Here is a 14,428-nt window from a genome sequence, read left to right as displayed (position 1 = left end):
CCGCGGCCGGGGCCGCACCACCGACACCACCGGCCGCACGCCGGGCACACCCTGAAAGGCCAGCGCATGGAGCACCACGAGCAGCCCGCGCCCCCGGCACCCGTGTCCGCGGCCGAACTCGCCGCCCTGCGCCGCAGCCTGACCACCGGCCGGCTCGCCATGACCCGCCGCTCGCTGCTGCGCGCCGGCGGTGCCCTGGCGGCCGCGGTCGGCGGCGGCACCGCCCTGTCGGCCTGCGGGATCGCCCCCGCGGGCCGCACCGACGCCGCGCTGACCGTGGACCACTCCGCGGCGGAGCGGCGCCTGCACTTCTCCAACTGGACGCAGTACATGGACGTCAGCGACGACGGCCGGCGCCACCCCACACTGGACGCCTTCCAGCGGCGCACCGGCATCGCCGTGACGTACACCGAGGACATCAACGACAACGACGAGTTCTTCGGCAAGATCCAGGCGCAGTTGGCCAACGGGCAGGACACCGGCCGCGATCTGATCGTGCTCACCGACTGGATGTGCGCCCGGATGATCTCCCTGGGCTGGATCCAGCCGCTCGACCGGGACCACCTGCCGCACGCCAGTGCCAACCTGGCCGCGCAGTTCCGCAACCCCACCTGGGACCCGGGCCGCCGGCACTCCTACGTCTGGCAGGGCATCCCCGCGATCATCGCCTACAACATCGAGGCCACCGGCGGCCGGACCGTCACCTCGATCGGCCAACTCCTGGACGACCCACGGCTCAAGGGGCGGGTCGGCTTCCTCTCCGAGATGCGCGACACCGTCGGACTCACCCTGCTCGACATGGGCAAGCGCCCCGAGGACGTCACCGCCGACGACTTCGACGCCGCCCTCGCCCGGCTCCAGAAAGGCATCGACACCGGGCAGATCCGCCGCTTCACCGGCAACGACTACACCACCGACCTGGACAAGGGCGACCTCGCCGCGTGCGTCGCCTGGGCCGGCGACGTCGTCCAGCTACGACGCGACAACCCCCGCATCCGGTACACCGTCCCCCGGGCCGGCTACATGACGTCGACCGACAACCTGATGGTGCCCAGCAGGGCCCGCCACAAGGGCAACGCCGAACGGCTCATCGACTACTTCTACGAGCCGAAGGTGGCGGCCCGGCTCGCCGCGTACATCAACTACGCCTGCCCCGTCGACGGGGTGCGCGCGGAACTCGCCAGGATCGACCCGCAGTCGGCGGCCAACCCGCTGATCCTGCCGGACGCCGAGATGACCGCCAGGTCCCACTCCTTCCGCGCCCTGAACCCCCAGGAGAACCGGGTGTTCAACCAGAAGTTCTCCGATCTCACCGGTGCCTGAGCCGGTCCCTTCGGCGCCCGGCCCGCGCACCGGGCCGCCCGCCCCGTTCTCCCCCTTTCCGACCCACGGGACGACCACATGACCAGTACCGCGACCCCCCAAAGCAGCGGCGGCGACGTCCGCCTGCACCGGATCAGCAAGACCTACGGCTCCTTCACCGCCGTCCACCCGCTCGATCTCACCATCCCCGCCGGGTCGTTCTTCGCGCTGCTGGGCGCCTCCGGCTGCGGCAAGACCACCACCCTGCGCATGATCGCCGGCCTGGAGGAGCCCACCACCGGGACGGTCGAGCTCTCCGGCGCGGACGTCACCGCCCTGCCGCCCTACAAGCGTCAGGTCAACACCGTCTTCCAGAACTACGCGCTCTTCCCGCACCTGGACATCTACGAGAACGTCGCCTTCGGACTGCGCCGGCGCGGCATCAAGTCGGTGAAGAAGCAGGTCGAGGAGATGCTCGACCTGGTCCAGCTCGGGCCGATGGCGCGCCGCAAGCCGCAGCAGCTCTCCGGCGGCCAGCAGCAGCGGGTCGCGGTCGCCCGCGCCCTGATCAACCACCCCCAAGTGCTCCTGCTGGACGAGCCGTTGGGCGCCCTCGACCTCAAGCTGCGCCGCCAGATGCAGCTTGAGCTCAAGCGCATCCAGACCGAGGTCGGCATCACCTTCGTCCACGTCACCCACGACCAGGAGGAGGCCATGACGATGGCCGACACCGTGGCCGTGATGAACGGCGGCCGGGTCGAACAGCTCGGCGCCCCCGCCGAGTTGTACGAGAACCCCGGCACCACCTTCGTCGCCAACTTCCTGGGCACCTCCAACCTCATCGCGGCCGAGGTCGCCGAGGCGGGCGGCGCGGAGCTCCGCCTCACGGCCGGCGCCGCCACCCTCCGGCTGCCCGCCGGCCGATGTAGCACCACGGCCCGCACCGGCGAGAAGGTGCTGGCCGGCATCCGCCCCGAGAAGGTCGCGCTGGCGCACGCCGACGACGCCGACGCGGTCCCCGACGGGCACAACCGGCTCACCGGCCGGGTCAGGGACGCCAGCTTCATCGGCGTCTCCACCCAGTACGTCGTCGACGTCCCCGGGATCGGCGAACTCGCCGTCTACGAGCAGAACATCGGGCGGGACGGCCGCCTGGTCCCCGGCGCCGACGTCGTCCTGCACTGGAACCCGGACCACACCTTCGGGCTCGACGCGGACCAGTCCCTGCTTGCCGGGACGGTCGGCGACGCCGGCGCGGACCGCGACGAGGAGGTCGCATGACCGCCACCGCCGCCCCACCGGAGGAGCGGGCCGAGGACGGGGCGCCGCCGCTGCGGAGGACCCCGACCCGCAAGCGGCTGATCCCCTACTGGCTGCTGCTGCCCGGCATCCTCTGGCTGGTCGTCTTCTTCGCCGCCCCGTTGGTATACCAGGCGTCCACCTCGCTCCAGACCGGCTCCCTCGAAGAGGGCTTCAAGCTCACCTGGCACTTCGTCACCTACTGGGACGCGCTGGCCGAATACTGGCCGCAGTTCGTGCGCTCGGTCGGCTACGCGGCGGTCGCCACCGCGCTCTGCCTGCTGCTGGGCTACCCGCTGGCGTATCTGATCGCCTTCAAGGCCGGCCGCTGGCGGAACGTGGTGATGATCCTGGTCATCGCCCCGTTCTTCACCAGCTTCCTGATCCGGACGCTGGCCTGGAAGACGATCCTGGCCGACGGCGGCCCGGTGGTCGGCACCCTCAACGCGCTGCACATCCTGGACATCACCAACGCCCTGGGCCTCACCGAGGGGCACCGGGTGCTGGCCACCCCCCTGGCCGTGGTCTGCGGACTGACCTACAACTTCCTGCCGTTCATGGTGCTGCCCCTGTACACCTCGCTGGAGCGCATTGACCCGCGCTTGCACGAGGCCGCCGGCGACCTCTACGCCCGCCCGGCCACCACCTTCCGCCGGGTCACCTTCCCGCTGTCCATGCCCGGCGTGGTCGCCGGCACCCTGCTGACCTTCATCCCGGCCGCCGGCGACTACATCAACGCCGAACTGCTGGGCTCCACCGACCAGAAGATGATCGGCAACGTCATCCAGTCGCAGTTCCTTCGGGTCCTGGACTACCCGACCGCCGCCGCGCTCTCCTTCATCCTCATGGCGGCCATCCTCGCCATGGTCACGCTCTACATCCGCAAGTCCGGGACGGAGGACCTGGTCTGATGGCGGCCACCGACACCACCGCACAGGGCGCGGCCACCACCCCGCCCGCCCCGCGCGCGCCCCGGCGCGGCTCCGTCCCGGGCCTGCGCTGGCTGCGCCGCCACCTCGTCACCCTGGCGGGACTGGCCACGCTGGCCTACCTGGTCCTGCCCAACGTCGTGGTGCTGGTCTTCTCCTTCAACAAGCCCAACGGCCGCTTCAACTACCAGTGGACGCGGTTCTCCACCGACGCCTGGACCGACCCGTGCGGCGTCGCCGACATGTGCGGTTCGCTCGCGCTGAGCCTGGAGATAGCCGTCTGGGCCACGGTCGGCGCGACCGTCCTCGGCACCATGATCGCGTTCGCGCTGGCCCGCTACCGCTTCCGCGCCCGGGCCGGCGTCAACACCCTGATCTTCCTGCCGATGGCGATGCCCGAGGTCGTGATGGCCGCCTCCCTGGCCACCCTCTTCCTCAACATGGGCATCCAGTTCGGCTTCTGGACGATCCTCATCGCGCACATCATGTTCTGCCTGAGCTTCGTCGTCACCGCCGTCAAGGCGCGCGTGATGAGCATGGACCCGCGGCTGGAACAGGCCGCCCAGGACCTCTACGCCACCCCGGTGCAGACCTTCCTGCGGGTCACGCTGCCGATCGCCGCGCCCGGCATCGCCGCCGGCGCCCTGCTCTCCTTCGCGCTCTCCTTCGACGACTTCATCATCACCAACTTCAACGCCGGCTCCACCGTGACCTTTCCCATGTTCGTCTGGGGATCCGCACAGCGGGGCACACCCGTTCAAATCAATGTCATCGGTACGGCGATGTTCCTGGTCGCCGTCGTGTGCGTGCTCGTCGGCCAGTTGGTCGGAGCCCGTCGCAAGCACAGCAAACGCAGCTAGACGCAGCTAGAGGAGCTGAGAACCATGGCACGAGCTGCCATGTCGAAGTCATCGGGGATCTCCCCCGTCCATGCCCTGGCCGACGCCGCCCCCACGCCGTTCTGGCTGGCGGACCCGGCCCGGCCGGCCGCCGAGCCCGCCCTCGTCGGCGACGAGAGGTGCGACCTGCTGGTCGTCGGCGGGGGGTACTCCGGACTGTGGACCGCGCTGATCGCCAAGGAGCGCGACCCGCAGCGCGATGTCGTCCTCATCGAGGGCCAGGAGGTCGGCTGGGCCGCCTCCGGCCGCAACGGCGGCTTCTGCGCCGCCTCCCTCACCCACGGTCTGGGCAACGGGCTGGCTCGTTGGCCCGACGAACTGGCCAAACTGGAGGAGCTCGGCGCCCGTAACCTCGACGCCATCGAGGACGCGGTCGCCCGCCACGGCATCGACTGCGACTTCGAGCGCACCGGCGAGATCGACGTCGCCACCGCCCCGCACCAGGTCGACGAGCTCCGCGAGATGGCCGAGCAGGCCGAGCAACTGGGCCTGACCGGACAGGAGTTCCTCGACCGCGACGCGGTGCGCGCCGAGGTCGACTCGCCCACCTTCCTCGCCGGACTGTGGGACCGCACCGGCGTCGCCATGGTGCACCCGGCCAAGCTGGCCTGGGGCCTGAAGCGGGCCTGCCTCGCCGCCGGCGTGCGCGTCTACGAGCACACCCCCGGCACCCAACTGTCCGCACGCGGCCCGGGGATCGCCCTGCGCACCCCCTACGGCCGGGTCTTCGCCCGCCAGACGGCGCTGGCCACCAACGCCTTCCCGTCGCCGGTCAAGCGGATCCGCCCGTACGTCGTGCCGGTCTACGACTACGCCCTGATGACCGAGCCGCTCACCGAGCAGCAGCTCGCCGCCATCGGCTGGAAGAACCGCCCCGGCCTCAGCGACAGCGCCAACCACTTCCACTACTTCCGCATCACCGCCGACCACCGCATCCTGTGGGGCGGCTACGACATCGTCTACCGCTACGGCGGCGGCGTACGGGCCGAGTACGACCAACACCCGGCCACCTTCCGCAAGTTGGCGCAGCACTTCTTCGCCTGCTTCCCGCAGTTGGAGGGGCTCCGCTTCACCCACACCTGGGGCGGCGCCATCGACACCTGCTCCCGCTTCTCCGCGTTCTTCGGCACCGCCCACGGCGGCCGGGCCGCCTATGCGCTCGGCTTCACCGGCCTCGGCGTCGGCGCCACCCGCTTCGGCGCGGAGGTGATGCTCGACCTGCTGGCGGGGGAGCGCACCGAGCGGACCGAGCTGGAGATGGTGCGGACCAGGCCGCTGCCGTTCCCGCCCGAGCCGGTGCGCTCGTTGGGCATCGGCGTCACCCAGTGGTCGATGACCCGCGCCGACGAGAACGGCGGCCGGCGCAACCTGTGGCTGAAGGCCATGGACGCGGTGGGGTTGGGCTTCGACAGCTGATCCACCGCGGTGCCCGTCGGGGCGGGCGGACCGCAACGGCCGTCCGCCCCGCGGCCGTTGCGGCCACGCCCGCCCGGTGTCCGTGCGGACCGGGTCCGCCCCGGGTCCGCCCCGGGTCCGCGGAAATTTCCCCGCGGACCCGCGTAAGGATCACCGGGCGCCCCCTTCTCCCCTGGGTGACACGGCCCGTCCGGGCCGGGAAAGGGGAGCGGAAGATGACCGCAACGGGGGCGAATGCCGCAGTGGACTGGCTGGTGTCGGCCGCACCGGACCCCGGCGCCTGCCGCCGCGGGTGGGAGCGCAATCCGCTCGGGGTGGCGCTGTTGGAGGCCGGCCGGTGCTGGGACGTCCTGATCGTCGAGGGCCGGCTGGGCCGCCCGGCGTTGGACGTGCTGGCCCGGGGTCGGGACCGCCCCGGCCCGGTGCTCTCCGACTTCCGGGACGCCCGCACGGGCTTCTTCGTCCCGGCGGGGACGGTCGCCCACTGGCTGGGCACCAAGATCCGCGGCGCCGGGCGCGGCACCTGGATGGTGGTGCCCTATCCCGGCCGGGCCACCGGCGGGGTGCGCTGGCTGGTCCCGCCGGACGGCACCGGCACGCTCACCGATCCCGTCGCGCTGGAACTCGCGCTGCACGCGGCGGTGGCGGCCCGCGACCTGGGGGAGTGAGCGTACGGGCTCGGACCAACTGATCCGGGCCCGTACGAGTGTTAGTGAGTTGTTAGTCGATCAACAGTGCCCGCGTGCAGATTGGTGACCGCGAACGCAACACCGCACCGCATAGCCGACCTTCGAGGGGGACCCCATGTCGCACCGCACCACGCTCCGCCACGGCCGCACCGCCGCCGTCGCCGGCCTGCTCACCGCCGCCGCGTTCGGCCTCACGGCCTGCAACGGAACCGGTGGTGCGGACGCCGCCCCGGCCGCCTCCGTCTCCGCCGCGGACTCCGGCGCGCAGGGGAGCACCGGCTCGCAGGGCTCCGGCGGTTCGACCGGCGGTGCGGACGGCGCCGCCCCCGCCACCTCGCACGGCTCCGGCGGCGCGGCGGCCGTCAACGGCGGCCAGCAGGGCGGGTCCGGCAAGGAGATCGCCCGCTGCACCACCGACGGGATGAAGGCCGGCTGGGGCTCGGACGGCGGCGGCGTGCCGGACATGAAGTCCGACCAGCAGCAGACCGCCGCGGTGTGGCTGAAGAACATCAGCGGCGCGCCCTGCCGCATCTCCGGCTTCCCCGGCGTCCAGCTCAAGGGCACCGACGGCACCACCTGGGACCTGCAGCGTTCGAACAAGACGCCGCAGCCCAAGGTGCTGAAGCCGAACGCGCACACCTCGTTCACCATCAGCCTGCTGCCCACCACCCGCGCCGACGACAAGAAGGTCGAGCCCGGTCAGGTGCTGATCACCCCGCCGAACGAGAAGAAGCACTTCCAGCTCCAGTGGCCCTTCGGCGGCGCCATCCTGGACCAGTCCGGGGCCACCCACCCGGGCACGTTCGTCAACCCGATCAACGTGCCGTGAGCGGCGGTTACGGGGGCTAGCCAGGGCGCTTGGGAACGAGCCGGACTTGGGGCCGCGGGGGAGACGGCCTACACGTCCCGCCCGCCCCACCGGTCGCACACCGCACACCACAGGGGCAACAGCACCCCCGCCAGGCACCAGCCGCCGAGCACGTCCAGCGGCCAGTGGTACCCCTGCCGCACCAGCCCCAGCCCGACGCCCACATTGAGCAGCCCGGCCCCCGCCGCGACCACCCGCGCGACGGGGGCCGCGGCCTTGCCCGGCCGCCCGCGCCGCACCGCGTACGCCCGGAGCAGCAGCAGCGCCACCAGCCCGTAGGCGACGGCCGCCGTCGCCCCGTGTCCCGAGGGGAAGAAGCCCTCGTGCACCGCGGCCATCCGCGGCGGCCCCGGCCGGTCCAGCCACGTCTTGAACGGGACGACCAGCGCCGGCACCGCGGCGAGCGCCCCCAGCGCGGCGACCGGCGGCACCCACACCCGGCCGCCGCTGCCCGCGCCGCCCGGCTCCGCGCCCGCCCCGCGCCGCGTCCGCCACCAGGCCCAGCCCGCCGCCGCCACCAACACCGGTAGCGCCACGACCGTGTTGCCGAGATCGGCGAAGAACTGGGCGAGCGGTCCGGGAACGGCGCTCGCCGCCACGTCGCGGCCCAACCGCTCGTCGAACCCGCGCACCGCCCCGTGGGCCGCCACCTGCCAGCCCGCCCACCCGAAGACCAGCGCGCTGCACAGCGCGACCAGCGCGTACCGCCGCCCGAAGACCCGGCCGAGCGCCCGCCCCCAGGACCGCCGCCTCACACCCGACACCTCCAACACCCCGTGTACCACGCCCATTTGTCACGCGCGGGCGTCACCCACGCGCCGGTGGGACCCACCCCACCCGACCAATCCAACCAAAAAAGAAGCGGCCGCTCCGGAACAGGGGGGAGCCCAGGAGCGGCCGCAGGGACCGGTGTTCCGCGCGCCCCGGGGGGTCTGGGGCGGGCGGACATCCGATCGGTGAGGATTCCCGGAGCCCCTCGTGCCAGGGGGCCCGGTGGTGTGCGCGAGGCACGGCCAGGTCGAAGCTGGGGAGCGCCGACCGGGCATCACCCGCAGTCCCTTGCGGGTGGATGTTTCTCTCATCTGGAGAGACCGTACGACACCGGAAGCGCGCCCCGTAAGCCGCATCACGTGCCCGCCATTGCCCTCGCACATCTTCTTCACGCGCCCCCGCGCGCCCTGAACGCGCCCCCGCGGTGGGCCGGATGCGCCCCGTTGTGGGCGTGGACGGGACCACCACGACCGGCCCCTCAGGCGCACATGGCGCGGCCCGGGCCACGGCCGCGCCGCGCCCCGGGCCGCACCCGGACGTCAGTCCCCGATCAGAGCGAGCCGAACGCCCCCTCCAGGATGTCCAGCCCCTCGTTGAGCAGGTCCTCGCCGATGACCAGCGGCGGCAGGAAGCGCAGCACGTTGCCGAACGTGCCGGTCGTCAGCACCAGCAGGCCCTCCTGGTGGCACGCCTTCGCGAGCGCCGAGGTCGCCTCCGGATTCGGCTCCTTCGAGCCGGACTTGACCAGCTCGATGGCGATCATCGCGCCGCGGCCGCGGACCTCGCCGATGATGTCGAACTTCTCCTGGATCGCGGTCAGGCGGCCCTTCATGACCTCCTCGATGCGCTTGGCCTTGGCGTTCAGGTCCAGCTCGCGCATGGTCTCGATGGAGCCGATCGCGGCGGCGCAGGCCACCGGGTTGCCGCCGTACGTGCCACCCAGGCCGCCGGAGTGCGCGGCGTCCATGATCTCGGCGCGGCCGGTCACCGCCGCCAGCGGCAGGCCGCCCGCGATGCCCTTCGCCGTCGTGATCAGGTCGGGCACCACGCCCTCGTCCTCGCACGCGAACCACTGGCCCGTGCGGCAGAAACCGGACTGGATCTCGTCCGCCACGAAGACGATGCCGTTCTCCTTCGCGAAGTTCGCGAGGGCGGGCAGGAAGCCCTTGGCCGGCTCGATGAAACCGCCCTCGCCGAGCACCGGCTCGATGATGATCGCCGCGACGTTCTCCGCGCCGATCTGCTTGGTGATCTGCGTGATGGCCTGGTCGGCGGCCTCCTGCGCGCAGTTCTCCGGGCCGGTCAACCAGCGGTAGGGGTAGGCCAGCGGCACCCGGTAGACCTCGGGGGCGAACGGGCCGAAGCCGTGCTTGTACGGCATGTTCTTCGCGGTCAGCGCCATCGTCAGGTTCGTGCGGCCGTGGTAGCCGTGGTCGAACACGACGACCGCCTGGCGCTTGGTGTACGCGCGGGCGATCTTGACGGCGTTCTCGACCGCCTCCGCACCGGAGTTGAACAGCGCCGACTTCTTCGCGTGGTCGCCCGGCGTCAGCTCGGCCAGCAGCTCACAGACCTCGATGTACGGCTCGTACGGCGTCACCATCGCACAGGTGTGGGTGAAGTCCGCGAGCTGCGCGGTGGCCCGACGGACCACGGCCTCCGCGCTGTTGCCGACCGAGGTCACCGCGATGCCGGAACCGAAGTCGATCAGGGAGTTGCCGTCCACGTCCTCCAGGACCCCACCGCCCGCGCGCTTGACGAAGACGGGCAGCACGGCGCCGACCCCGGCGGCCACGGTGTTCTGCTTACGGGCCCACAGCTCCTGGGACTTGGGGCCGGGGATCGCGGTGACGACGCGACGCTCCTGGGGGAGGGCGGGGCCTCCGGACAGTTCGGTCATGGCAGTCTCCTGGGGGTGGAACGCGGACGTTCAGGGGTGTTGTTCTCGCAGGTTAGGGGCGGTGGCGCGGGTCTGGCATGTTCCGTTCGGGAGAAGTGCGCGTGTTGCGTTGTCCGCACCGGACATAGCCGCGGCCCGCGGCCAGTAAATTGAGCGGCGGCACGCCGGAGAACGGCGCGCCCGCGCGGGCATCACACCGACAGGCCGGCACACCGCCGCGGCAGGCCACGTCTCAAGGGGGACAAGGGGCACCGGATGGACACCGAGGGCACGCAGGACGCACAGCACACCGCCGCACCCCCGCCGTCCGGGGAACGACGCCCCGACCCGGCGGTACCACGACCGGCCGCGCCGCGGACGCCGCCACGGCCCCCCCTTCCGCCCCCGACCGCCGGCCCGCAGCCGCCGCTGCTGAACTGGCTGCGGGCGGCCCGGCCGGCGGCCCCGCCTGGGGTGTGGACGTATGGGCATCGGCCGCGGGCCAAGGAAGCGCCCGCCCGTACGCCCCTGCGGCAGTTGATCAGCGGGGCCCTGATCGCGCTCCTGTGCGGCTGGCTGTTGTGGTCTCTGTTGTCGAACGGGTACCTCGGCAGTTACTGGCTCTGGCCGTTGCTGCTGCTCACCCCCGACTCATGGCGCTCGGCCGGCGGCGACAAGATGGCCTTCGTCTGGGCCACCTACCTCTACTACGGGCTGGTGTTGGCCCTCCTGGCCGGCTTCTTCGGCCGCCTCGGCCGCTGGCCCGAGTTGATCCGTCGGCTCGGCGGCCCCGCCCTCCGCCGCCTCCGCGCCCACACCCCCACCCCCAAGGCTGAACCCGCCACCGACCCCGCGCAGTGGCCCGAACTCCGCGCGCAGGGCGCCTCGGACGCCGCCGACCGGCTCGCCGCCGAGGCCCGCGCCGGCGCGATGAACGACGTGGACGTGGCCCGGATCGGGCGCGCCTGGCGCTCGGTGCGCTCCGGGCGGAACTCCCCGGCCTCCTTCACCGACACCGTCCTGCGGCACGGCGCCGCGGCCTGCGCCCACCCCTCAGGCCAGCGCGACCTGGCCCGCCGCACCGCGCAGCACGACCTGCTCGCCCACCAGGTCCGGATCGGCACCGCCGCCGACCACCCGCGCAATCCGTACCAACACCGCGGCAGCGGCTGCGCGTTGGAGCCCCGGGTGTTGGGCACCTCGCTGCTGGCCGTCGGCCCGGCGGGCAGCGGCAAGACCACCCGGCTGGTGCGCCCGGTGGTGGAGGCGATGTGCCTCCAGGCGCTGGCTGGGCAGTGCGCGGTCGTCGCCGTCGGCCCGGCCGGCTCCGCGCTCGGCCCCGACGACGCCTTCGACGTGGTGGTCCGCATCGGCCGCCCCGACCCGGCGTGCGACCTCGACCTCTACGGCGGCACCACCGACCCCGACGAGGCGGCCGGCATCCTCGCCGAGGCGCTCGTCGGTGACCTCGCCGAACAGCTCCCCGGCGGCGACAGCCGTCGCGCGGCGACCGCCCTGGCCCAACTGCTCGGCCCGTTCCGCGCCGCCCACGGCCGCTTCCCGACCGTGCCCGACCTCCGTGAGCTGCTGGACGGCGCGCCGCAGGCGGTCGCCGCGCTGCGCACCGCCCTGGAGGCGACCGGCGACGTCACCCTGCTGCGCGAACTCGACGCCCGCGCCCGCCAGTCGGAGCGTCCCGGCGACGTCGCGCTGCTCCTCGCGGACCGCATCGCGCTGCTCGACCGCCCCGCCTTCGCCGCCTTCTTCGACCCCACGGGAGCCACCCGCCAGGTCTCGCTGCGCTCCCTGGACCACCCCCTCCGGGTCCGCATCGAGCTCCCCGAACGCGGCCACGCCGAGGCGTCCCGGATCCTCGCCCGGCTGGTCCTGGCCCAGTTCACCGAGTGCGCGGTGGCCCGCACCGACCGCTCGCTGTTCGCCTGCCTGGTCCTCGACGAGGCCGCGCACACCGTCACCGCGGAGGCGCTGCGCGGCCTCCAGCGGCTGCGCTCGGCCAACGCCGGGGCCGTGCTGACCCTGCGCTCCTTGGACGACGTCCCCGAGGGGCTGCGCAGCGCGCTGCTCGGTTCGGTCGGCTGCCGGATGGCGTTCGCGGGCGTCACGCCCTGGGACGGCGCGCCGTTCGCCGAGGTGTGGGGCAAGGAGTGGGTGGAGACCCGCGATGTGACGGACCGTCAAATCATCGCGCACGGCGCCGGGATGAAGGCGTTCCACCTCGTCCGCCAGTTGGTCACCGGCAAGGCCGCCACCTCCAAGGCGATCACCGTCCGCACCGTCGAACGGGAACGCTGGTCCGCCTCCGACCTCGCGAACGCGCTCCCGGCCGGCCACGCGGTGCTGTCGGTGACCACGGTCGACGGCGAGCACGCCCCACCCGTCCTGGTCGACCTCCGGGCGTAACGGCGGGCGCGCGCCCCCCGATCGGGGAGTGTTCCGCAAACCCTCCGTTGAGGCAGAATCGAGACCAGCCGTTCATACAGGGCGGTGCACACGCCCGCCGTTCATACGGGCGGCGCGGACGATCGGCGGAGGTCGGCAGGAGGCCGGCCGGAGGACCCGGCCGCCGGTCGGGGTCGTGCCGTCCGCCGGAGCCCCCGAAGGTCCCATGCCGCACACCCTCGCCTCCCTGGTCAACCACACCGCGCTCAAGCTGGACGTGCTCGCGGGCGAGGACCGGCTGGACATCCCCGTGCGCTGGGCGCACGCCAGCGAGCTGATCGACCCGGTGCCCTACATGGAGGGCGGCGAACTGTTGCTGATCACCGCGCTGAAGCTGGACGCGGCCGATCCGGAGACCGCCGACCGCTATGTGCGGCGGGTCGCCGGGGCCGGCGTCGTCGGGCTGGGGTTCGCGGTCGGGGTGAACTACGAGGCGGCGCCGGAGGCGTTGGTCGAGGCGGCGCGCCGGCACCACCTGCCGCTGCTCGGGGTGCCCCGCCGGACGCCGTTCATCGCGATCAGCAAGGCGGTCTCGGCGGCCGTCGCGGCCGACCAGTACCGCGCGGTGACCGCCGGCTTCGAGGCGCAGCGCGAACTGACCCGGGCCGCGCTCGGCGCCGAGGGCCCGGCCGAGCTGCTGGGCCGGCTCGCCGCGCACCTCAACGGCTGGGCGGCGCTCTACGACGCGTCCGGCGCCGTGGTGGCGGCCGCCCCCGAGTGGGCCGCCCGGCGCGCGGCCCGGCTCGCCGACGACGTGGCCCGGCTCCGGGAGCGGCCCGCGCCGGCCAGCGCCGTGGTCAGCGACGCCGAGGGCGACGACCGGGTGGAGCTGCAGTCGCTGGGCACCGGGCGGCGCTCGCGCGGCGTGCTCGCGGTGGGGACCGGCGCCCCGCTCGGTACCGCCGAGCGGTACGCGGTGCACTCGGCCGTCGCGCTGCTGACCCTGACCACCGAGCGGTCCCGGGCGCTCCAGGACGCCGAACAGCGGCTCGGCGCCGCGGTGTTGAAGATGCTGCTGGCCGGCGAGCCGGACCATGCCCGGACGGTCTCCGGCCGGCTCTACGGGGGGCTGCTTGACGCCCCGTTCCGGGTGCTGGTGGCCGAGCCGGTGCCCGCCGACGACCAGCCGACCGCCACCAAGCCCGCCACCCCGTTCGCACCAGGGGGCGGCCCCCCGGGTGCCGCCGCCACGTCCGTCCTGGAGGCGCTCGCCGACGCCATGGAGGCCGCCGCCGCCCGCACCGGCGAGTCGCTGCTCGCCGTGCCGGACGGCGGCCGGCTGATCGTGCTGGTCGCCGACGGCGGCGCGGCCGCGGACGCCTGCACCGCGTTCGCCGCGGCGACCGAGGCCCGGCTCGGCGCGCAGCCGCGGCCGCGCGGCCGGTCCGCCCGCCCCGGCACCGGCCGGGAACCACAGGCCGAGTCACTGGCCGTCGGCCTCTCCGCGCCCACCGGCCCGATGGCCGCCGCCCACGCCTACCGGCAGGCCGAACAGGCCCTCTCCGTCGCCCGCCGCCGCGGCCGCACCCTGGTCGAGCACGAGGACGTGGCGGCCGGCTCGGTGCTCCCGCTGCTCGCCGACGACGCCGTACGGGCCTTCGCCGACGGGCTGTTGCGGGCGCTGCGCGAGCACGACGCGACCGGGCGCGGCGACCTGGTGGCGTCCCTGCGCGCCTGGCTGGCCCGGCACGGCCAGTGGGATGCGGCCGCCGCCGACCTGGGCGTCCACCGCCACACCCTGCGCTACCGGATGCGCCGGGTGGAGGAGATCCTGGGCCGCTCGCTGGACGACCCGGACGTCCGCATGGAGCTGTGGCTGGCCCTGAAGGCGACCTCGGCACAACCGGGGGAGTAGCGGGGGGCCACGGACCCCTGCGCGTACCGGGACGCGCCCGCCCCGAGGCGGCCGGCACCGA

11 protein-coding genes are annotated in these 14,428 nt (G+C 73.4%); 9 read left to right on the top strand and 2 right to left on the bottom strand.

Annotation, left to right across the window (positions count from 1 at the left end; genetic code table 11):
• The first annotated feature begins 66 nt into the window (after nt 1-66).
• From PV796_RS12085 to PV796_RS12055, 7 genes are all read left to right on the top strand, one after another.
• Complete coding sequence (locus tag PV796_RS12085; RefSeq protein ID WP_274912959.1) at nt 67-1,323, top strand: polyamine ABC transporter substrate-binding protein; 1,257 nt, start codon at nt 67-69, stop codon at nt 1,321-1,323.
• A gap of 78 nt (nt 1,324-1,401) precedes the next feature.
• On the top strand, nt 1,402-2,583 hold the full coding sequence (locus PV796_RS12080) for an ABC transporter ATP-binding protein (RefSeq protein ID WP_274912957.1): 1,182 nt from the start codon (nt 1,402-1,404) through the stop codon (nt 2,581-2,583).
• Nucleotides 2,580-3,512 carry an ABC transporter permease gene (locus PV796_RS12075; protein WP_274912956.1) on the top strand — a complete coding sequence of 311 codons (933 nt, stop codon included), beginning with the start codon at nt 2,580-2,582 and terminating at the stop codon, nt 3,510-3,512. The genes PV796_RS12080 and PV796_RS12075 overlap by 4 nt, the downstream gene beginning before the upstream one ends.
• Nucleotides 3,512-4,390, top strand: coding sequence for an ABC transporter permease (locus tag PV796_RS12070; protein WP_274912955.1), 879 nt, complete (start codon nt 3,512-3,514; stop codon nt 4,388-4,390). The genes PV796_RS12075 and PV796_RS12070 overlap by 1 nt, the downstream gene beginning before the upstream one ends.
• Nucleotides 4,391-4,414: 24 nt before the next feature.
• Nucleotides 4,415-5,845 (top strand): NAD(P)/FAD-dependent oxidoreductase, encoded by a 1,431-nt coding sequence (locus PV796_RS12065; RefSeq protein ID WP_274912954.1) that lies wholly within the window; start codon nt 4,415-4,417, stop codon nt 5,843-5,845.
• Nucleotides 5,846-6,060: 215 nt separating this feature from the next.
• Nucleotides 6,061-6,513, top strand: coding sequence for a hypothetical protein (locus PV796_RS12060; RefSeq protein ID WP_274912953.1), 453 nt, complete (start codon nt 6,061-6,063; stop codon nt 6,511-6,513).
• A 136-nt stretch (nt 6,514-6,649) separates the two neighbouring features.
• Entirely contained in the window at nt 6,650-7,363 is a 714-nt protein-coding gene (locus tag PV796_RS12055; protein WP_274912952.1) for a DUF4232 domain-containing protein, read from the top strand.
• A 68-nt stretch (nt 7,364-7,431) separates the two neighbouring features.
• Here PV796_RS12055 and PV796_RS12050 read toward each other — a convergent pair whose 3' ends face one another.
• Nucleotides 7,432-8,157 (bottom strand): phosphatase PAP2 family protein, encoded by a 726-nt coding sequence (locus PV796_RS12050; protein WP_274912951.1) that lies wholly within the window; start codon nt 8,155-8,157, stop codon nt 7,432-7,434.
• Nucleotides 8,158-8,723: 566 nt separating this feature from the next.
• Nucleotides 8,724-10,073 carry a 4-aminobutyrate--2-oxoglutarate transaminase gene (gabT, locus tag PV796_RS12045; RefSeq protein ID WP_274912950.1) on the bottom strand — a complete coding sequence of 450 codons (1,350 nt, stop codon included), beginning with the start codon at nt 10,071-10,073 and terminating at the stop codon, nt 8,724-8,726.
• Between the two features lie 255 nt (nt 10,074-10,328).
• Here gabT and PV796_RS12040 point away from each other — a divergent pair, with 255 nt between their 5' ends.
• Both PV796_RS12040 and PV796_RS12035 read left to right on the top strand, forming a co-directional pair.
• On the top strand, nt 10,329-12,473 hold the full coding sequence (locus PV796_RS12040; RefSeq protein ID WP_274912949.1) for an ATP-binding protein: 2,145 nt from the start codon (nt 10,329-10,331) through the stop codon (nt 12,471-12,473).
• Between the two features lie 205 nt (nt 12,474-12,678).
• Nucleotides 12,679-14,367: a PucR family transcriptional regulator gene (locus PV796_RS12035; protein WP_274912948.1), complete on the top strand. Its 1,689-nt coding sequence runs from the start codon at nt 12,679-12,681 to the stop codon at nt 14,365-14,367.
• Nucleotides 14,368-14,428: the final 61 nt, after the last annotated feature.

This window comes from Streptomyces sp. WZ-12, assembly GCF_028898845.1.
Lineage (GTDB): Bacteria > Actinomycetota > Actinomycetes > Streptomycetales > Streptomycetaceae > Streptomyces.
Note: the sequence above shows the minus strand (reverse complement) of the source record. Positions and strands in the feature narration are given on the sequence as shown.